This is a genomic window from Chryseobacterium sp. MEBOG06 (genome assembly GCF_021869765.1).
Lineage (GTDB): Bacteria > Bacteroidota > Bacteroidia > Flavobacteriales > Weeksellaceae > Chryseobacterium.
In genome coordinates, this window is sequence record NZ_CP084580.1 from 2,981,446 (window position 1) to 2,999,858 (window position 18,413).

Consider the following 18,413-nt stretch of genomic DNA (forward strand, 5'->3'; position numbering starts at 1 on the left):
TAAATCAAGAAATACAGTTGCCGGTTTTCTTTTTTTACTAAATAACATTCTATCTCCAATCAAATTATATCAAACAGATATAATGAAAAAATAACAGGTCAATCATATTAAATAAAGCTCAATGAAACTGACAATATGTAAAATATTGACATCGCGGCGTTTATACTCTGCAATTTACGCAATAATATATATTTAAACTAGACATTTTTTCGTTTTAGGAGAAATAAATTAATCGTTGGACACATCTAATTTCCGACTTCTTTTATAAAAAAACATTCCTTAATCCAGGTGCGAATTAAGGAATAATAAATTGGAAACCGGGTTACTTATTTCCCCGGTGAATACTCTTCATATACTGTTGCTATAAGGTCATCTGAGTTTATATTTCTTGAGAAAATAGGATAATGAAACCTATCCAGCTTATTAAGGATATGGATAAGATTCATTTTTTCGCTATAGGAAAGGTTTCCAGCCACAATATTAGTTGCCTGGCGAATTTTTTCCATCTGCCTTTCCAATGCCAGCAATCCTGCTTCTGAAATACAGATCAGTTTACTCCGTTTATCCACATCAGATTCACTCTGTTCTATCCAGCCCAGGCGCAGCAGCCGTGCAATGATCAGCATTCCGACAGGTTTATCATGAATGTTTTTCTTGATAAGCTCCATCTTGGTCATCTGTCCGAAAGCTTTAAGGTTGATCAGATAGATAAAATCTTCCTGAGTAGAAAACTCAGAATTGGAGATCGCAGATTTTGAATAGGTCTTTGCATACCGGTTGAGGTGAACAAGTAATGTATTGATCGCACTTTCTGCTGTTCTGCCATTCTCCTTACCTTCCCAGTATGGCTCATCCTGGTTATCTTGTCCTTCTGCATTTTCCCGGTCAGATATCCATGTTTTAAAGCCCTGAATATCTAAAGCATAAGTATCAGGATGGGTACAGACTTCTGCTTCAAACTCTTCCAGCAGCGTCATAAAGTCTTTAACAAGCGTATAATTCATGTCAATTAAATATTTTACAAATATACCTTTTTCACATTTTTACCTTTGATGTATAAATCACTTTCAATGGGTCTTTACGTTCGTTAAAAATACTTATATCAGATAGAACTGATTTAATTTTTCTTCACATAAAGTACGGATCACTTCAATCCAGCGGTCCTCATCATTCAGGCACGGTATATAATTAAAGTTCTCACCTCCTGATTCTAAAAACTGATGTTTTCCTTCTACAGATATTTCTTCCAGGGTCTCAAGGCAATCGGAAACAAAAGCAGGACATACTACCGCCAGTTTTTTAACTCCTTTAGCAGGAATAGTTTCCAAAGTATGGTCCGTATAAGGTTCCATCCATTTATCTTTTCCCAGTCTGGACTGAAAAGAAACAATTACTTTATCTTTTGAAAGTCCAAGTTTTTTGATCACACGTTCGGTAGTACTAAAGCACTGATGACGGTAACAAAACGGATGGCTCGGGTTGGTTTCTCTGGAACAGCAATCGTTCATATTACAGGTTTTAGTAGGATCTGTTTTATAAATATGCCGCTCCGGAACCCCGTGATAAGAAAACATCAAAGCATCAAATTTTTCAGGAAGCTTTTCTCTGATACTTTCTGCCAGGCAATCGGTATAAATATCACGATGATAGAAAGGCTGTATATAATTGATGGTTACTTCCGGAAATTTCTTCTTTCTTACCTCTTCGGCTTTTTCAATAACGGTTTCGGTTGTACTCATTGCATACTGAGGATACAGAGGGAAAAGAACGATCTCTGAAACCCCTTTTTCAACAAGATTTCTGATTCCTGTTTCGATGCTGGGTTCTGCATATCTCATTCCGATTTCCACAGGTACATCGACGAGCTTTTGAAGTTTTTGCCTGATTTTTTTGGTAATAACAATCAGGGGAGAGCCTTCATCTGTCCAGACGGTCTTATAAGCCTCAGCAGATTTTTGCGGTCTGGTTTTTAAAATGATTCCCTGAACTAAAAGAGCCCGGAAAATCCAGCGATAGTCAATTACCTTTTCATCCATAAGGAACTCATCCAGATATTCCTTTACATCATTCACAGCAGTTGATCTTGGAGAACCAAGATTGATTAATAATATTCCTTTTTTAGCCAATGTTCCTTATTTTATTAGTCAATGTTTTATTTTTTACTGACGGTTAATCTGCCAGTCCTTCTTTATATACTTTTAATGCACGTTCTCTGGCATTTTTATGATCCACAACCGGCTCTTCGCGGTAGTTTTCCGGAAGCCATTTTTTAATGTATTTTAAGTCTTTATCAAACTTTTTGGTCTGCTCATAGGGATTGAATATCCTGAAATAAGGGGCCGCATCACACCCGCATCCTGCAGCCCACTGCCAGTTTCCGTTGTTGGCTGAAAGATCATAATCCAGCAGCTTTTCCGCAAAATAGGCTTCTCCCCACCGCCAGTCGATAAGAAGGTGTTTGGTAAGGAAGCTTGCAGTGATCATTCTTACCCTGTTGTGCATAAACCCTGTTTCATTGAGTTCTCTCATCCCTGCATCTACAATCGGATATCCTGTTCTGCCTTCACACCATGCCTTAAATTCATCTTCATCATTTCGCCAGTTAATATTTTCATATTTCTTTTTAAAACAATGGGTAACAACTGATGGAAAATGAAAGAGGATCTGCATAAAAAATTCCCGCCATATCAGCTCATTTAGCCATATTTCATTATGCTCAGCAGCATATTTGACACATTTTCTTACGGAAATCGTTCCAAAACGAAGCGCAATACCCAGATGGGTAGTGTGATTCAGCGCCGGAAAATCTCTGTATTTCTGGTAATCGGCGATAATTTTCGAATCCAGTTCCGGCTTTTTAAATTCAAGATCGGTTTTTTCAAATCCAATTTCCGCAAGCGTTACAATTTCTGAACCTTCATGAAACTCCACAAAATGGCTCGTATCAATCCTAACACTTTTAACAGCGGTCATGTTTTCCTTCCATTTCCTGGAATAGGGCGTAAACACCGTATAAGGGGAATGGTCACTTTTTACAATTTCATCTTTCTCAAAGATCACCTGATCTTTAAACTCTTTAAACTGAATGGTATGTTTCGAAAGTAATCGTGCAACGGTCTGATCTCTTTTTATAGCCTGAGGCTCATAATCTCTGTTACAAAAAACAGTATTAATATTGAATTTAGCGACCACTTTTTCAAAAATCTCTTCCACCTCTCCGTAAAAAATATGAAGTCCGCTGCCGTATTTCTGCAATTCATCGTGAAGCTGCTGAAGTGCCTGGTGAATATAGTCTACCCTTCTGTCATATTTGTTATGAAGCTGGCGCAGGATTCCGGTATCAAAAATAAATATAGGAATCACTTTCAACCCTGATTGCAGTGCTTGGTAAAGTCCAATATTATCTTCTAATCTTAAATCTCTTCTAAACCAAAAAATATTTATCTCGTTCATCTGTACTTTTTACGATTCTTTTTCAAAAAATGAGGGCATCATCTTAAAAAACAAACTTTAATTTAGATTACAAATATACCAATTAAAATAAAATTAAGTTTATTAATAAGCTTAATTTTATTTTAATTTCGGTACAAAATTTGTAAAAATTATAAAAGGAATTAAAATCATTATCATGAATGATACAGAACCCGACATTTTACAACTGACAAGGGATAAGGAAATTATTGATGAGTACTTCAGCCTGATTGTAAAAGATGAATTGGATATCAGTATGAATTTCAGCAATGAGTATATTATTACAGAAAATATAGTCTCAAAAAAACAAATTCTGGTCAAGACGTTTTCGGATTTTATCAGAATTAATTCACCGTTATATTTTTTGTTACAGGCTTTAATTCATAAGATAAATTCAGGTATTTTAAGAAGAGCTCAGATGACAAAAGCATTGGAGTCTTTCAGAGAACACCAATAAAGTAGGAATTTTATAAAATAAAAAGCTGCCCCAATAAGTTTTTGAGACAGCCTTTTATATGCTTTAATGATCAGTCAGATATCTTCAGTATTACTATACATTCTCTTTCATATGCTTGGCAACCATATCTTCCAGATCCTCCAGATTAAAAGGTTTTGAAACATAATCGTCTGCCTGAGCTTCAGCAGCCAGTGCAACAATATCATTATTTGCGGTTACATAGATGACCGGAATGTGTTTAAATTCCTCGTTGCTTTTAAGAAGTTTTGTAGCTTCCACTCCACCAATTTTGGGGATCCAGTTGTCCATTAAAATAACATCCGGCTGATAATCTGCTACTCTTTCCAGAATATCGTGTGATGTTTCCGAAATTTTAACTTCATATCCGTTCTCTTCAAAGATTATCGTGACTACTTCTAAAATAGCTTTATCATCATCAAAAATTAAAATTTTCTTTTTACTCATATTAGTTGGATTATTATATTGAGATATGTTATAATTGATTTATAAGATTTGCTAAATTACTAGGTTTAATGATTAAATCATAATTAATTTCTTCAACTGCATGTCTGGGCATATAATCCACCTCCGCCGTTACGGGATCCTGAATCCAAACCAGGCCATTATTTTTCTTGATGTAAGCCAGGCCCTCCACTCCATCTGCATTGGCTCCGGACAATAATATACCGATCAGCTTTTCGCCATAAATTTCGGCAGCAGATTTAAAGGTTACATCAATAGAAGGACGGGAATAATTCATCTTTTCTGAACTGTCCAGCGACATATTTTTCTTATTCTCAAACAGCAGATGGTAGTCTGCCGGAACAATATAGATACTGCCATCCTGAAGTTCGGTTTTATCTTCAACTTCAATCACAGGCAGTGATGTAAACTGCTGCAATAAAGTCTGAAGAATATTAGTGGCATGTGCCTTCCTATGAACAACCAGCAAAACGGGAATATTTAGGGTGTCATCTAAATTTTTAACCATCTCAATGATCACCTGCAAGCTTCCTGCTGAGCCTCCTATAATAATTAGTTCTGTATCCTTTTGTGTTTTCATGGGGAACGGTTTAATGGTGATCCAGCTTTTTCCAGATTTTCTGATCTTCAACCTGATGATAGTTTTTATCAATGGTAGAAAACTTAAGGGTTTCTTTAGCTCCTAAAGCCAGAAAACCTAAATTTTCCAGACTATTATCGAAGAGGCTGAAAACTCTTTCCTGAAGTTCGCGGTCAAAGTAGATTAAAACGTTACGGCAGATGATCAGCTGAAAACTGTTAAAAGAACTGTCTGATACAAGATTATGGGTTGACAGGATAAGCTTTTCCTGCAAGCTTTTATCAAATCTCACACTGTCATAATTGGCAGTATAGTAATCAGAAAAATCCTTTTTCCCTCCAGACTGAATATAATTTTCAGAATAGAGTTTCATCTGCTGTAAAGGAAAGACTCCTGCTCTGGCGGTTTCCAGAACGGAGGGATTCAAATCTGTCCCATAAATCAGTGATTTATGATAAAGACCTGCTTCTTTCAGCAGGATAGCAACAGAGTAGATTTCCTCTCCTGTTGAACAGCCTGCAATCCAGATTCTGATTAACGGATAGGTACCTAGCTGAAGCAGTATTTTTTCTCTTAAAGTTTTAAAAAAAACCGGGTCTCTGAACATCTCCGTGACGTTCACCGTAACTTCTTCTACAAAACGCTTCAAATATTCCTGGTCATTGATGATGGTATATCTAAGTTCTGCAAAGCTGGTAAATCTGTCTAGCAAGCAGATACGGTTTACTCTCCGCTTAAAAGAAGCACGGCTGTATCCTGAAAAATCATAACCGTACATCTCATAAACATCGTTGATCAGGTACTCTATTTCTTCATCTTTAATGATACTCGGTTCCAGCATTTATGAGAGTTTTTCAATAGCTTTTATCAACAGATCTACGTCAATCGGTTTCGAAACATAGTCTATAGCTCCGGCTTCAATACATTTCTGACGGTCTTCCGGCATGGCCTGTGCGGTCACTGCTATTACGGGAACATCTGCGATTTCCGGAGTATTTTTTATAATTCTGATAGCTTCATAACCATCCATTCCCGGCATCATCATATCCATCAGGATCACTGAAAACTGATGACCGGACTTCAGCATTTCTATAGCTTCCTGAGCCATTGTACAGCTCTCTATCAGATATCCGCGAGACTTTAAAGTCAGTTTCAGTGCAAATATATTACGTGGATCATCATCCACAATTAAGATTTTCTTATTCATCAGAATTTTATCTGTTTAACTTTCATATAACCAAACGCGAAGCAGTGATAGCAGCTGATCAATATCCACAGGTTTTGAGATATAATCAGAAGCTCCTGCTGTGATGCATTTTTCACGTTCTCCAATCATTGATTTTGCCGTAATGGCTATAATTGGCAGCCTTTTGAATTCCTGCATTTTCCTGATTTCTTTAATGGTTTCATAACCATCCATCTCAGGCATCATCATATCCATCAAAATGACATCTATATCCGGGTTTTGCTTAAGCTGCTGAAGAGAGTGTTTCCCATCCATCGCTACAATCACCTCCACTTTGTATTTTTCTAACGCTTTGGTTAAAGAAAAGATGTTACGCACATCATCATCCGTGATCAGAACTTTTTTCCCACTTAATACCTCTGTCAGAGAGCCTAGCACCCTACTGGTATTATTTTCAAGGAAATTGTTTTTTTCCTCCACCAAATGTAAGAATAAACCTACCTCATCTAAAATTCTCTGATAAGAATGGGCCGTTTTTACCACTATAGAATCTGCATACTGCTTTATTTTCAGTTCTTCTTCTTTTGATAAATTCTGCTCTGTAAAGATAATGATAGGAAGATTTTCCAGCCCTTCATTGCTTTTTATGGATTCTATAACATGGTATTCATCTCCTTTCAGATTTCCAATATCCAGAATAACACAGTCAACATGGTCTGAAGTAAGTGCTTTTACACTGTCTTCCACATTGTGCTCTACGGAAAGGGAGATATTAAAATTGCTCAGGAAATAGGACAACGCACTCGCATGTTTGGCATTCTCCTCAACGATAAGAACTTTCTGAGGCCCTTTTTTTAAAGCTTCTTCAATTTTACTGAAAACATCAGTCATTTTATCCAGAGCTACGGGTTTATTGATAAAATCCACAGCACCTTTCATGAGGCTTTCCTTTTTAAGATGCAGTACAGACATCATATGAACCGGAATATTCCTTGTTGCAGGATTAGATTTAAGTTCATCCATTACCTCCCAGCCATCCTTCACAGGAAGCTGCACATCAAGCAATATAGCATGCGGATGGTATTTCTGAGCAGCGGAAAGACCATGGTCTCCTCTCACCACAACAATTCCCTTATACTTCTGCATATGGGCGTATTTAAGAAGGGCTTTCGCGAAATTGGTATCATCTTCTATAATCAGGATAACTTTATCTCCTTCATTGATATGATCTCTGTCATCTGCTACTTCTTCCGGAATCTCCAAAGTATTCGGGCGGAATGTGTCAGCTTCTGCATCATCCAGAATGCTTTTAATTTCCTCAACGTCCTCACGGATGATTTCTACCAGATCCTGATCTGTTTCACTCTGAGGAGCTTCAGCAACAGCATGAACAGGAATTATAAAACTAAATTCGCTGCCTTCATTAACTTCACTTTTCAAAACAAGTTCTCCACCGAGAAGTTTTGCAATTTCACGGCTTATAGACAAGCCCAAACCTGTTCCTCCGAATTTTCTTTTGGTAGAACCGTCTGCCTGCTGAAATGCCTCAAATATAATCCTCTGTTTATCTTTAGCAATTCCCACTCCTGTATCTTTTACAGAGAATATAATGAAATCCGGTTTCTCCGAGTGTTTTTTAATGGATAAGCCAATGCTTCCTTCTTTGGTAAACTTTAAAGCATTAGACAGTAAGTTTCTCAATACCTGATCAATTCTCAGGCGGTCACTTTCAATAACCTCCTGTATATCAGAATCAATGTCAATATTAAACTGAAGGGCTTTTTCCTGAAATACAGGATTAAAAAGGCTCTTTAAATCTTTTACAACTTCTTCTATCACAACATCCTGATATTCAAGAGTCATTTTACCGGATTCTATTTTTGCCAAATCCAGAATTTCATCAATCAGTGTTAGCAGACTTGTTCCTGAACTCTGAATTACTTTTGCAGATTCAACCTGATCATCGTTGAGATTTTCATCCGGATTCTCAGCCATCAATCTGGACAGAAGAAGGATAGAGTTCAGCGGAGTACGAAGTTCATGAGACATATTTGCAAGGAACTCAGACTTATATTTTGTGCTTAAGGCAAGTTCTTCAACCTTTTTTTGAATTTCATTGTTCCGTTCAGCAATCAGATGATTTTTTTCTTCCAATAATCTTGAACGTTCTTCAAGTTCTGCATTGGCCTGCATCAATTCTTCCTGCTGTACTTTCAGTTCTTCTTCCGAAGCCTGAAGCTTCTGAGTCTGGGCTTCCAATTCAGTATTCAGATTTTCAAGTTCGGAGTGCTGAACCTGCAGTTCTTCAGATTGAGCCTGTGTTTCTTCCAGTAACTGCTGTTCTTTTTCTCTTCCTTTAGCTGCACTCAATGCAATTCCTATGTTAATGCTGCATTCTGAGAAGTAGCTCACCCTGTCTTCATCAAAGTTAGAGGTAGATCCTAATTCCAGAACTCCAATCGGGTGTCCGTCTGCAAAAACCGGAATCAAAAGGATTCCGTATATTTTAATGGTACTGCTTGCGAAAGTAACCACAAAATCTTCTTCATGAAGATTGTTGTAGACCTGTGTTTTGGCATTTAAAAAAGCCTGTCCTACCATTCCCTCTCCCGGTTCAAAGGTCTTTTTCATATTGCCTTCCAAACCGAAAGCTTTATTCAGTTTCAAAACTCCTTCGTCATAAAGATAAAGGGAGCCATTGATACATTTTCCGTAGTCAATCAGCTGGTGCAGTGCTTTTTTAGACACTTCCTCCACAGATTTGTTCCCTACCAGGGATTCATTCAGCAAAGCAAGCCCTTTCTGGCGCCAATCGCTTTTATTTATTTTATCAAAAGAAATTTTAAGAGATTCGGTCATGTTATTGAGAGAACCCACCAGATCTCCCAGATCATCCTCTGAATTGTCTACTGCCTTTTCACTATAATCACCATTAGCTACCCTATTGGCAATTTTCTGGATAGCACTTACTCTTCTTGACGTTTCCTGATCTTTTTGCTTCAGCATTCTCTCCAGCTTATCTCTTCTGATAAGGTCTGCTCTCATTTTAATGTAAAAAAAGATTGTCACTACTACTGCTGCTATGGCAGAAAAGAGAATAAATAAAACCGTAGTATCGGACGAACGGTTAAGGTCTTTATTTTTAATTTCAAGCTGACTTTCCTCGTATCTAACGAAATCAGCTACAATTTTCCGGCACTGGTCCATATAGGCTTTACCGATTATAATTTGCTGATGAGTCATTACACTTCCTCTTCGTCTGTTATCAACAAGCTCCTTCAGATTAGTGATCACCTGATCAACGCTATGTTTCAGACTGGTAAGTCTTGCCAGCTGATTTTTATCCTGTAAGTCTAGTGATTCTGCCTGTATCAATGCCTTTGGATATTCTCTCAAACCCCTTTTGTAAGGCTCAAGAAACTCTTCCCTTCCGGTCAGCTGATAACCTCTGTTCCCCGTTTCTGCATCTAACAGTGCTACTAAAACATCTTTAACAGCAGTCACTGAACGCCGGCTTTTTGACAGGCTCTCTCTGTGACTCATCTGATTTTGAATACTCCAGTAGGAAGCCACTGAACTGGCTATTAAAATCAAAAGCGAAAGACCTACTCCAAACTGAAGATTTCGTATAATTTTTTTCGGCATAAAAATTAGTTTAGGGGTAAAGTGAAATAAAAGGTAGATCCTTCATTCAGGATGCTGGACACACCTACGCTGCCATGGTGCTGCTTGATAATTTCAGAGCAAATAAATAACCCGATACCCATTCCCTGAAACTGCAGTGAAGACTCTTCTACACGATAAAATTTCTTGAACACCGCATCCTGTTTAAAATCTGGAATCCCTATTCCAAAATCGGTCACATTTATTCTCACTTCCTGAGCTTCCTCATCCACAAAAGTGGTAACGATAACCTGATTGTTGTGGGGAGAATATTTGATGGCATTTGTCAGAAAATTAATCAGCACCTGCTCTATACGGATTTCATCCATTGGAATCAATATATCAGGTTTATTGCCATGTCGCTCAATTCGGACTGTATTTTCATGAGTCTGAAGAATTGTATCTATTGCATTGCTGATCACTTTTTCAAGATTAACGGGTTTTTTATTAATTTTTAATTTACCGTTTTCTATTTTGGAAACATCCAGCAGATCAGTAATCAAAGTATTGAGTTTTTCGATCTGGTCCTGAACTTTTGTCACAAAACCAGCCTCGGCGCTCTCCTTATCTAATTTTAATTTCCGGTCTAATAACTGAACATAGGCTTTAATACTGGTTAAAGGAGTTTTCAATTCATGGCTTGCGATACTTAAAAATTCATCTTTCTCTTTTTCGGCCTTCTTCTGGCCATCGATATCTGTGAAAGTACCGACCCAATTTTTGATATGTCCATCATCAAATACCGGGGTTACGCGAAGCAAATGATAACGGTAATCTTCCGAACCGATACTTTTAATTCTGATCTCCAGTTCTAAAGCCTTTCCTCTTTTTCTTGCCCTTTCAAATTCTTCTCCGATATCGGGATCATCAGAATGGGTTTCAGGAAAAATCTGCTCAGAATCGGAATAATGATACCATTTACCGTTTACAAAATCTACAATTCCTTTTTCATTAACGGTAAATGCAATCTGAGGAAGAGATTCCAGCATCAGATGAAAATGATCAATCTGGGATTTCATCGTCACCTGCAGCTCACGTCTTCCTTTTACCTCCAATTCAAGATTCTGCTGTGTCTTTTTCATTGCCACATTCTTTTCCTGAAGGTTGTAAAACGTTTTAACTTTAAGCAAAAGGATCTCAGAATCGACAGGCTTTGTTACATAATCTTTAGCTCCAGAAGCATAACCGCGTGTGATAAATTTTTTGTCTGTATTGACAGCGGATAAGAATATAATGGGAACTTCTTTTGTTTTACTGTAATCCGCAAGGGTTTCGGCAACTTCAAAACCATCCATATCAGGCATTTGAACATCCAAAATAATTAAGGCATAGTCATTCTTCAGCGCTTTACCAAGGGCCTCCTCACCAGAACCTGCTGTGTCTACTTGAAAATCCTTAGACTGAAGTAATTTTTGTAATGAGTAAAGGTTACTTTGGTTGTCATCAACAATTAAAATCATAGAAGTCAAAATCAATAATTAATTATACTTACTTTAGGTTCAAAAATACTCACAATATTTCAAAAAACAGTAATTTTTAAAGATTATGACTATTTAATTAACACTCTTTTTTATAACAAAAACTCTAATGGTATACTCTGAATATATACTCGGCTGTCATTATTGTTTCCGAATAACACTAACCTTTATTACCAAACAGCTGATTTGATGAATATAAGTATTGAGGACCTAACCGGTAAACAAAAAAGGATTTCTTAAACTTTAAGATAATTTTTTATCTTTTTTGAGCCCCTCAGGAAACTTAAATTGAGCTTCTAAGGAAACCAATTATTTTATTTATGTGTTACTTTTGTGTGGAGCAAAGGGGATGAAAACAATCAAATATGCCCGATGCTGATTTAAACCTTAAAAAAGAATCGCATTGGCGGACTTCAATAATCAGTTACAAATGACTTATTGGTGGGAAAACTAAAACAAACAACAATGAAAAAGCAGGAAGATTTACATGGTATTCAGCGCCATTGTTATACAAAAAGCAGTAAAGCCGGCGAGCAGTTCATCACTGAACATGGTATTTCATTCATTGTTTCAGGCGAAATGGAAGCCTACGATGGTAATACCAAACATTTGTACCAAAAAGGTGATGTGGTATTGTACCGGAAAAATGCTTTGATCCGCTTTGTTAAATACCCGCATCGGGAAGAGAATTTTGAAGCGACATCTATTATTCTGGATGAAAATCTTTTAAAAAATTTTGCAGAACAGTATGAAATAGCTTCTGACAAAACCCCGAAAGAAAGTCTGTTTAAGCTGGAGCAGGATGAATTGATCCAGTCTTTCTTCGAAGGGCTTGAAAGCTGGTTTGGAAATAAAATAAGTCCCGAACTTTCCACTGTCAAAAAAACGGAAATGATTCATTTACTGCTTCGCAATAATAAGGAGTTTAAAAATATCCTATTTCATTTTGGTATGCCGGGAAAAATCAATCTCGAAGCTTTTATGAATACCAATTTCCGTTTCAATGTGCCCTTGTCACGGCTTGCTTTTCTAACAGGGAGAAGTCTGGCCACCTTTAAACGCGATTTTGAAAAACTCTACCATACCTCTCCCAACAAATGGTTACAGCAAAAACGCCTGGAGGAAGCCCATTATTTACTAGAACAAAAAAAAATGAAAGCAAAGGATGTCTACCTTGAAGTTGGTTTCGAAACTCTATCGCATTTTTCGTATGCCTTCAAGAACCACTTCGGCGTAAGTCCTTCGCACCTATAATTTAAAATATAACATATGAACAAGACCGTTTTAATTACGGGCTCTTCCACAGGAATAGGGAGAGCCGCAGCCCTTCTATTTTCTAAAAATGGATGGAATGTAGTAGCAACAATGCGTACTCCTGAGGCTGAAAAAGAACTTAATCAATTGGAAAATGTACTGGTAAACCGCTTGGATCTGGAAGATGTATCTTCTATCGAAAATAGTATTCAGGAGGCGACAGACCGTTTTGGAAAAATTGATTTACTGGTCAACAATGCAGCTTTCGGACAATACGGAATATTCGAAGCCTTAAAACCTGAACAAATTGAAAAACAATTCAGTGTCAATGTTTTCGGAACAATGAATGTAATCCGTGCCGTATTGCCGCATTTCAGAGCTCAAAAAGAGGGGAAGATCATTAATGTAAGTTCTGCAGGGGGCAGGATTGGTATTCCACTGATTTCAATGTATGTTTCTTCAAAGTTTGCACTGGAAGGTTTTTCAGAAGCATTATCTTATGAACTGGCTTCTCAAAACATCAGCCTGAAACTGGTTGAACCAGGTGGTGTAGCAACACCATTTCACGAAACTTCAGCCCAGCTTTTTGCCACAAATCCAGAATTGACAAGTTACGATGTATTCAGCGAGGCAGCATTAAACAAATTAGGACAAATGGGCGATATGATGTCAAGTGCTGAAGAAGTAGCGGATGAGATCTTCAAGGCAGCTACAGACAATTCAGATCAGTTCCGTTACATCGTTGGTGAGGATGCAAAAAGCTGGATCAACGACCGTACGTCGATGGATGACTTAACGTTTGCACGACATATGCGACAATTGTTTAATTCATAAATACTAAAAAGCGATGCCTAAAAGTATTTTAATAACCGGAGCTTCAAGTGGTATTGGCAAAGCAACTGCTTTATTTTTTGCTGAAAAGGGATGGAATGTAATTGCTACTATGCGAAATATCAGAGATGCTGAAGATTTAGCACCAGTAAAAAACATTTTAATTCTTCCATTGGATGTTACTGAAATGGAGAGTATTGAAAATGCTTTCACTATCGGAACTGAGAAATTTGGTAAGATCGATGTATTGCTCAACAACGCAGGATATGCACAATATGGAATCTTTGAATCGTTATCTGATAAACAGATAAGAAATCAATTTGAAGTCAATGTTTTTGGAACCATAAACGTTACAAAATCAGTCCTCCCCATCTTCAGAACTCAGGGTGAGGGAATGATTATTAATGTCACTTCAGGCAGTGGTCGTTTTTCAGTACCTCTGATGTCGCTGTACAATGCCAGCAAATTTGCTTTGGAAGGTTTTTCAGAATCACTGGCATACGAACTGGCATCGCAAAATATTACGGTGAAAATTATTGAACCGGGCAGTACTGCATCTAATTTCCACCATACTTTAGAAGAAAGCACAGTCAGTCATTCAGCATATAACGATTATATTCAACATCTGAACTCCAGAATGGACATTGTTCGTAAAAATACTTCAGCTTCCAGTTCGGTACCGGATGATATTGCAGCAACAATTTTTGAAGCAGCCACAGATGGGACACAGACATTACGTTATGTTTCCGGGAAGGATATCCAGCCCATTATTGATATGCGAACATCTAGTTCTGAAGAAGAATATATGAGATTTATGAGGAATATCTTTTCATAATTAACTCTACAATTAAAAATTTAACACAATGAATAAAACCATTTTTATCACCGGAACATCCTCTGGAATAGGACAGGCAACAGCGCAGTATTTTGAAGCGCAGGAATGGAATGTAATTGCTACTATGCGTAGTCCTGAAAAGCAGAATATTTTAAAAAACAGCGAACGCATGCTTGTTTTGAAACTGGATGTGGAAAAGCCGGAAACTTTTAATGAAGTTATAGAAAAAGCTATTGCCCATTTCGGTAAGATTGATGTATTATTAAATAACGCCGGTTACGGACAGCACGGTCTTTTTGAAGCCACCACTTCGGAGCAAATTCACCGTCAGTTTTCAGTCAATCTTTTTGGAACCATGGAAATTACCCGGGCTTTACTACCCCATTTCCGGGCGCAGAAAAACGGCAGCATCATTACTATTACTTCCGGTGTCGGCCGCGTAACGGTTCCCCTGGTCTCTATTTATGCGGCATCTAAATTTGCCTTAGAAGGCTTCTGCGAATCGCTGTCGTTTGAATTAGCCTCTCAGAATATTCAAGTTAAAATCATTGAACCTGGGAATATTGCTACTAACTTTGAACAAACCACCAAATCGAATTTTGCAGCTGACGAAGCATTAACCGATTATTCGGATTATCTGAAAAAGATGGATGAGGTATTTAAAGGGATCTACAGTGGGGGTGGCTCTACGGCGGCGGATGTGGCAGCAACCATTTTCAAAGCTGCGAATGACGAAAGCAATGTGTTGCGTTATGTGGTAGGTTCTGATCTGCAACCGCTGATCGACATCAGAAACGGGGGAACTGATGAGCAATACATGGATGTCCTGAGAAGCACGTTTGTGCCTGAAAACTAATTTTCCTCTTTCAGGATTAATGATGATACTTACAAAAGAAGCCAGAAGCAGAAGTAAAACTTTGCGAAATTATTCATTATAAAGAATAATTAATAGATCCAGTTTTTTTTATGGGTTATTTATTATTATAATTTATTGACTTATTGATTTCAATCGGATTATTTTTCAGCAATATTCTCTCTCTTGCTTCTTTTGTTATTTTTGTTAAATCATCATCCTTTGTAAAGCGTTTTCCATAATAATCAAAACTCCCTGAAGGATTATTAGCTAATGAAAGCTTAATATCATGGAAAGGGTCATTATAATGTTCAGCAGATTTCTTTATAAATATTTTTTCTGTTACAGGAAACGCTTTGTTACCATATCTAACTTCCAATATATTTTCTGTATTATAAGTCTCTTTAAGATTTACACTTTTAATTAAAGAAAAATTAAAAAAATTTTGGTTATCCTGCAATAAAACAATCAGTCCCGGCAATCCACGAAATTTATATGGTCCTTCGCTAAAAGGAATATCTTTAGTAAACCAGGCCACCCACTTTCTTCCTCCAAAATCACAAGTCGCTTTCTGTAATTTGAATCCTTCAAAATCCTGGGTATCCTTTTGAAGCTTCCAGTTGATTTTATCATCCGTGAAGTAGGTATACAAATCAAAATTGATATTATTATAATTAAGATTTTTATTAGAATCTCTTTTACGTGTAACAGGAATCTGATCTGTCCAATTTAAATTTTGAGAATTGGTCTTTTTATTGATTGAGTCTTTAACTAGAAATGCATAGTCATAGTATTTAACATCTTCTGGATTAATATCCAAAATCATAGTTTTCTTTTGACTTTCTTTTTGTAAAGAGTCCAGCTTGTATTCAATGTTATAATAATACCTATGGGTCTGTGCAAGTGTATTTGTAAATGCAAACAAAATAAAAGCAGAAAATATTCTTATCATACTTTAATCAATTCTAATCTATTATATAATTGTAAAATTAAAAAGGCTATATACTTAAATGTACCAGTAGAATTCTTGCATTTGCAGTCAATTTTTCTGGATACATTTAGCATATTTATTTTAAGTATTTTTTAGAAAAATCCTTAAAGGAATGTTTTCTATTATTCCGGATAACATCCACAGCATTCGTTGAATCCATAATCCGGCTCACAGACTCCAATATTGTAACATTTATAAACACGGCCCGGGCTGCAAAATGTATATGCTCCCCCCTTTACTGATTTTAAATTTTCTCTTGAAATTTTTTTTAAATTTTTCATAGTATTCATTTTTAGTTTACGAGTAAATATAATAAAAATCCAAATACAGCGATTTAACATAAAAAATTATAATGACTCTTTATAATCTAAAGAAAATGATTACTTTGGGTTTACGAAGAAATTTTTCATCATTAATTTCCAAAGTTTACAAAATGAGGAACATCTGTCCCAAAATTATCCATTGGTAAAAGATTATTTCTGTTACTGTTAAAATCAAAAACAGAATTATTGTCAAAAGGAACACGCGGATAATAGGTGAAAGAAATCTGAATCCTGTTGAAAACCAGATATGGATTATTAATTAAAACTCCAATTCCTATTTTCGTATTTGCTGTTGTTTTCAGTAATTTATCGGCTGGCATCCCCAGCCATCCTACGGCTGCTGTCAGATATGGGCTGAAGTGGAAATTTTTCCATGTTTTATTGATAAACATCTGAAGCTGATATCTTAAAACCATTTTTTTTGTTCCAATATAATCTGAATTATAAACAGGAAATTCATCTGGAGAAGAAAGATTAATTCTGTCTTTGTAGGAATAATTATGCTGTGGATTTCCTAATGCTAAAGTCGGGGAAAAGAAATGCCTTACTTTGGCAAACTTCCAGTCCATAAGATTCGTAAAATAAGTACCATCCAGGCGAAAAGACTCACGATTCTGGTCATCTTCATTAAAAAACCTTCCAAATTGAGCTTTCACATTGAAATAGCCTATGTTTGTGAAATCACCATAGGATGCAGAAACTCCTACGTAGGGTTTTACGTCTTTACTTCTTGATAAACCTCCCGCTGTAAAATTCAACGACTTACCATAAGCAATATCCTCAGGAAGGTCATATTGAAATATATTTTTCTGCACCGAAAACTTTCTGTTAATAAATCCGACAGACATCAGAAAACTGTTGTAAGATTTAAAGTAATCATATTTGTCAATTCCGGGGCTGTCTTTGTACTGATAATTTTGAAACCTTCCCAGAATGGCAATATTACTGGAGACTTTTTCGCTTGGAGCCGAAGAAACCGGAATTTGATATCCACCCCATAAATCCTGACTGTATACTTTAATTTGAACTTCAGGATAAGTATTATCGGGACCAATAGGAAGTAAAACACTGCGTTTAAAATATTCGAAAGTAAAACCACCTGCCCATTTCGTCAAGGGTGAGAAAAAGTCTCTTCTCATATTGAAATTAATTCTTTCATTTTTAAAAAAATCTCTTTCCCCAAGAATCTGAGCCGTGATATACGATCCAAAAAGATTATATGTGGTATAGCTTCCTAAAAGATAATCCTGCTTTTCTTTAGAATCATTTCTATAAAGGAAATCTAATGTATGGCCTAACCCCAATACATTTTCCTCGGTAACTCCAAGACCAATTTTACTTCCGGAATAACTGAGCCTCGGTTTTAGACTCCAGGAGTCAAGAACTTTTACTACTACATCAATAGAATCTTTACCGGAAGGGCTGTCAACAACACTGATGTTAACTCTGTTGACAAATGGCATTGTTCTAAGCAAACGTTCAGATTCGTAAAGTTTCTGAGCATTATATTCCTCCCCTTCCTTAAAAAGTAAATAATTATTTACCGTAGAAACTCTTGTAGTAGAATGAAGATGATCAGTAAACCAATCATACCATTTCAATCTCTCTTTACTATCTTTAGAACCATATCCAAAGGGGTCAATGGCCTCTACCCTGATATTTCTGATGTATTTTTTGTTGTAAGTCTGTTGCAGTAATTTTTCAGTTCTGGATTTAACTGTAGCCGAATCTGCCTCTCTACGGAATATAAGACGGTGAATGAACTTAGTAACTTTCCGTTGATCCGAAAATTCTTCTATTTTATAATAAAGTGAATCTTTTTTCTCCTGAGCATGTATAGAGGAAAAACTACTTAAAAGGAAAATTAGAATTACAATCGGTCTAGTCATTAGTCATCAAAATTTCAATAGACTTTACAATATCAATTTATAAGCCAATACAGAGGTTTTAATTAAAAAACACTTAGACGAAAAGTAGAATTACTAGACTTTTTTATTATTGTTCACAA

The 18,413-nt window shown here is 36.5% G+C and carries 17 protein-coding genes; 5 read left to right on the forward strand and 12 right to left on the reverse strand.

Going from position 1 to position 18,413, the window contains the following annotated elements; genetic code table 11:
• Nucleotides 1–326 precede the first annotated feature (326 nt).
• The 3 genes from LF887_RS13635 to LF887_RS13645 form a co-directional block, all read right to left on the reverse strand.
• The gene (locus tag LF887_RS13635; RefSeq protein ID WP_236854759.1) at nucleotides 327–1,004 is read right to left on the reverse strand and encodes a MarR family winged helix-turn-helix transcriptional regulator; all 678 of its coding nucleotides are present in this window, start codon (nucleotides 1,002–1,004) and stop codon (nucleotides 327–329) included.
• A 93-nt stretch (nucleotides 1,005–1,097) separates the two neighbouring features.
• Nucleotides 1,098–2,126: a ferrochelatase gene (gene hemH / locus LF887_RS13640; protein WP_236854760.1), complete on the reverse strand. Its 1,029-nt coding sequence runs from the start codon at nucleotides 2,124–2,126 to the stop codon at nucleotides 1,098–1,100.
• 43 nt (nucleotides 2,127–2,169) lie between these two features.
• Nucleotides 2,170–3,453, reverse strand: coding sequence for a cryptochrome/photolyase family protein (locus LF887_RS13645; protein WP_236854761.1), 1,284 nt, complete (start codon nucleotides 3,451–3,453; stop codon nucleotides 2,170–2,172).
• 175 nt (nucleotides 3,454–3,628) lie between these two features.
• Here LF887_RS13645 and LF887_RS13650 point away from each other — a divergent pair, with 175 nt between their 5' ends.
• Nucleotides 3,629–3,928 carry a hypothetical protein gene (locus tag LF887_RS13650; RefSeq protein WP_236854762.1) on the forward strand — a complete coding sequence of 100 codons (300 nt, stop codon included), beginning with the start codon at nucleotides 3,629–3,631 and terminating at the stop codon, nucleotides 3,926–3,928.
• A gap of 93 nt (nucleotides 3,929–4,021) precedes the next feature.
• Here LF887_RS13650 and LF887_RS13655 read toward each other — a convergent pair whose 3' ends face one another.
• Genes LF887_RS13655 through LF887_RS13680 form a run of 6 tightly spaced genes read right to left on the reverse strand, consistent with a single transcriptional unit; the run spans nucleotide 4,022 to nucleotide 11,300 of the window.
• Nucleotides 4,022–4,393, reverse strand: coding sequence for a PleD family two-component system response regulator (locus tag LF887_RS13655; protein WP_236854763.1), 372 nt, complete (start codon nucleotides 4,391–4,393; stop codon nucleotides 4,022–4,024).
• 28 nt (nucleotides 4,394–4,421) lie between these two features.
• On the reverse strand, nucleotides 4,422–4,991 hold the full coding sequence (locus tag LF887_RS13660) for a chemotaxis protein CheB (RefSeq protein ID WP_236854764.1): 570 nt from the start codon (nucleotides 4,989–4,991) through the stop codon (nucleotides 4,422–4,424).
• 10 nt (nucleotides 4,992–5,001) lie between these two features.
• A complete protein-coding gene (locus LF887_RS13665) occupies nucleotides 5,002–5,832 on the reverse strand; it encodes a CheR family methyltransferase (RefSeq protein ID WP_236854765.1) in 831 nt (276 codons plus the stop codon).
• Nucleotides 5,833–6,198, reverse strand: a complete 366-nt coding sequence (locus LF887_RS13670; RefSeq protein ID WP_236854766.1) for a response regulator — start codon at nucleotides 6,196–6,198, stop codon at nucleotides 5,833–5,835.
• A 15-nt stretch (nucleotides 6,199–6,213) separates the two neighbouring features.
• The gene (locus tag LF887_RS13675; RefSeq protein WP_236854767.1) at nucleotides 6,214–9,822 is read right to left on the reverse strand and encodes a response regulator; all 3,609 of its coding nucleotides are present in this window, start codon (nucleotides 9,820–9,822) and stop codon (nucleotides 6,214–6,216) included.
• A gap of 5 nt (nucleotides 9,823–9,827) precedes the next feature.
• Nucleotides 9,828–11,300, reverse strand: a complete 1,473-nt coding sequence (locus LF887_RS13680; protein ID WP_236854768.1) for a response regulator — start codon at nucleotides 11,298–11,300, stop codon at nucleotides 9,828–9,830.
• A 483-nt stretch (nucleotides 11,301–11,783) separates the two neighbouring features.
• Here LF887_RS13680 and LF887_RS13685 point away from each other — a divergent pair, with 483 nt between their 5' ends.
• The 4 genes from LF887_RS13685 to LF887_RS13700 are packed head-to-tail and all read left to right on the forward strand — an operon-like array spanning nucleotide 11,784 to nucleotide 15,094.
• Complete coding sequence (locus LF887_RS13685; RefSeq protein ID WP_236854769.1) at nucleotides 11,784–12,572, forward strand: helix-turn-helix domain-containing protein; 789 nt, start codon at nucleotides 11,784–11,786, stop codon at nucleotides 12,570–12,572.
• A 15-nt stretch (nucleotides 12,573–12,587) separates the two neighbouring features.
• Nucleotides 12,588–13,406, forward strand: a complete 819-nt coding sequence (locus LF887_RS13690) for an SDR family oxidoreductase (protein ID WP_236854770.1) — start codon at nucleotides 12,588–12,590, stop codon at nucleotides 13,404–13,406.
• 13 nt (nucleotides 13,407–13,419) lie between these two features.
• Nucleotides 13,420–14,238: an SDR family oxidoreductase gene (locus LF887_RS13695; RefSeq protein ID WP_236854771.1), complete on the forward strand. Its 819-nt coding sequence runs from the start codon at nucleotides 13,420–13,422 to the stop codon at nucleotides 14,236–14,238.
• 28 nt (nucleotides 14,239–14,266) lie between these two features.
• Nucleotides 14,267–15,094 (forward strand): SDR family oxidoreductase, encoded by an 828-nt coding sequence (locus tag LF887_RS13700; RefSeq protein WP_236854772.1) that lies wholly within the window; start codon nucleotides 14,267–14,269, stop codon nucleotides 15,092–15,094.
• A gap of 115 nt (nucleotides 15,095–15,209) precedes the next feature.
• Here LF887_RS13700 and LF887_RS13705 read toward each other — a convergent pair whose 3' ends face one another.
• From LF887_RS13705 to LF887_RS13715, 3 genes are all read right to left on the reverse strand, one after another.
• Nucleotides 15,210–16,043, reverse strand: coding sequence for a GLPGLI family protein (locus tag LF887_RS13705; protein WP_236854773.1), 834 nt, complete (start codon nucleotides 16,041–16,043; stop codon nucleotides 15,210–15,212).
• A 161-nt stretch (nucleotides 16,044–16,204) separates the two neighbouring features.
• Nucleotides 16,205–16,363 (reverse strand): bacteriocin-like protein, encoded by a 159-nt coding sequence (locus LF887_RS13710; protein WP_236854775.1) that lies wholly within the window; start codon nucleotides 16,361–16,363, stop codon nucleotides 16,205–16,207.
• Nucleotides 16,364–16,494: 131 nt separating this feature from the next.
• Nucleotides 16,495–18,294: a hypothetical protein gene (locus LF887_RS13715; RefSeq protein ID WP_236854776.1), complete on the reverse strand. Its 1,800-nt coding sequence runs from the start codon at nucleotides 18,292–18,294 to the stop codon at nucleotides 16,495–16,497.
• Nucleotides 18,295–18,413 lie beyond the last annotated feature (119 nt).

Excerpts from the sequence above, each read along its gene's own strand:
- LF887_RS13645 (WP_236854761.1), bottom strand. The coding sequence starts at position 3,453 with ATGAACGAGATAAATATTTTTTGGTTTAGAAGAGATTTAAGATTAGAA.
- LF887_RS13690 (WP_236854770.1), top strand. The coding sequence starts at position 12,588 with ATGAACAAGACCGTTTTAATTACGGGCTCTTCCACAGGAATAGGGAGA.
- LF887_RS13665 (WP_236854765.1), bottom strand. The coding sequence starts at position 5,832 with ATGCTGGAACCGAGTATCATTAAAGATGAAGAAATAGAGTACCTGATC.
- LF887_RS13660 (WP_236854764.1), bottom strand. The coding sequence starts at position 4,991 with ATGAAAACACAAAAGGATACAGAACTAATTATTATAGGAGGCTCAGCA.
- LF887_RS13655 (WP_236854763.1), bottom strand. The coding sequence starts at position 4,393 with ATGAGTAAAAAGAAAATTTTAATTTTTGATGATGATAAAGCTATTTTA.
- LF887_RS13680 (WP_236854768.1), bottom strand. The coding sequence starts at position 11,300 with ATGATTTTAATTGTTGATGACAACCAAAGTAACCTTTACTCATTACAA.
- LF887_RS13695 (WP_236854771.1), top strand. The coding sequence starts at position 13,420 with ATGCCTAAAAGTATTTTAATAACCGGAGCTTCAAGTGGTATTGGCAAA.
- LF887_RS13700 (WP_236854772.1), top strand. The coding sequence starts at position 14,267 with ATGAATAAAACCATTTTTATCACCGGAACATCCTCTGGAATAGGACAG.
- LF887_RS13650 (WP_236854762.1), top strand. The coding sequence starts at position 3,629 with ATGAATGATACAGAACCCGACATTTTACAACTGACAAGGGATAAGGAA.
- LF887_RS13715 (WP_236854776.1), bottom strand. The coding sequence starts at position 18,294 with ATGACTAGACCGATTGTAATTCTAATTTTCCTTTTAAGTAGTTTTTCC.
- LF887_RS13705 (WP_236854773.1), bottom strand. The coding sequence starts at position 16,043 with ATGATAAGAATATTTTCTGCTTTTATTTTGTTTGCATTTACAAATACA.
- LF887_RS13685 (WP_236854769.1), top strand. The coding sequence starts at position 11,784 with ATGAAAAAGCAGGAAGATTTACATGGTATTCAGCGCCATTGTTATACA.
- LF887_RS13635 (WP_236854759.1), bottom strand. The coding sequence starts at position 1,004 with ATGAATTATACGCTTGTTAAAGACTTTATGACGCTGCTGGAAGAGTTT.
- LF887_RS13670 (WP_236854766.1), bottom strand. The coding sequence starts at position 6,198 with ATGAATAAGAAAATCTTAATTGTGGATGATGATCCACGTAATATATTT.
- LF887_RS13675 (WP_236854767.1), bottom strand. The coding sequence starts at position 9,822 with ATGCCGAAAAAAATTATACGAAATCTTCAGTTTGGAGTAGGTCTTTCG.
- LF887_RS13710 (WP_236854775.1), bottom strand. The coding sequence starts at position 16,363 with ATGAAAAATTTAAAAAAAATTTCAAGAGAAAATTTAAAATCAGTAAAG.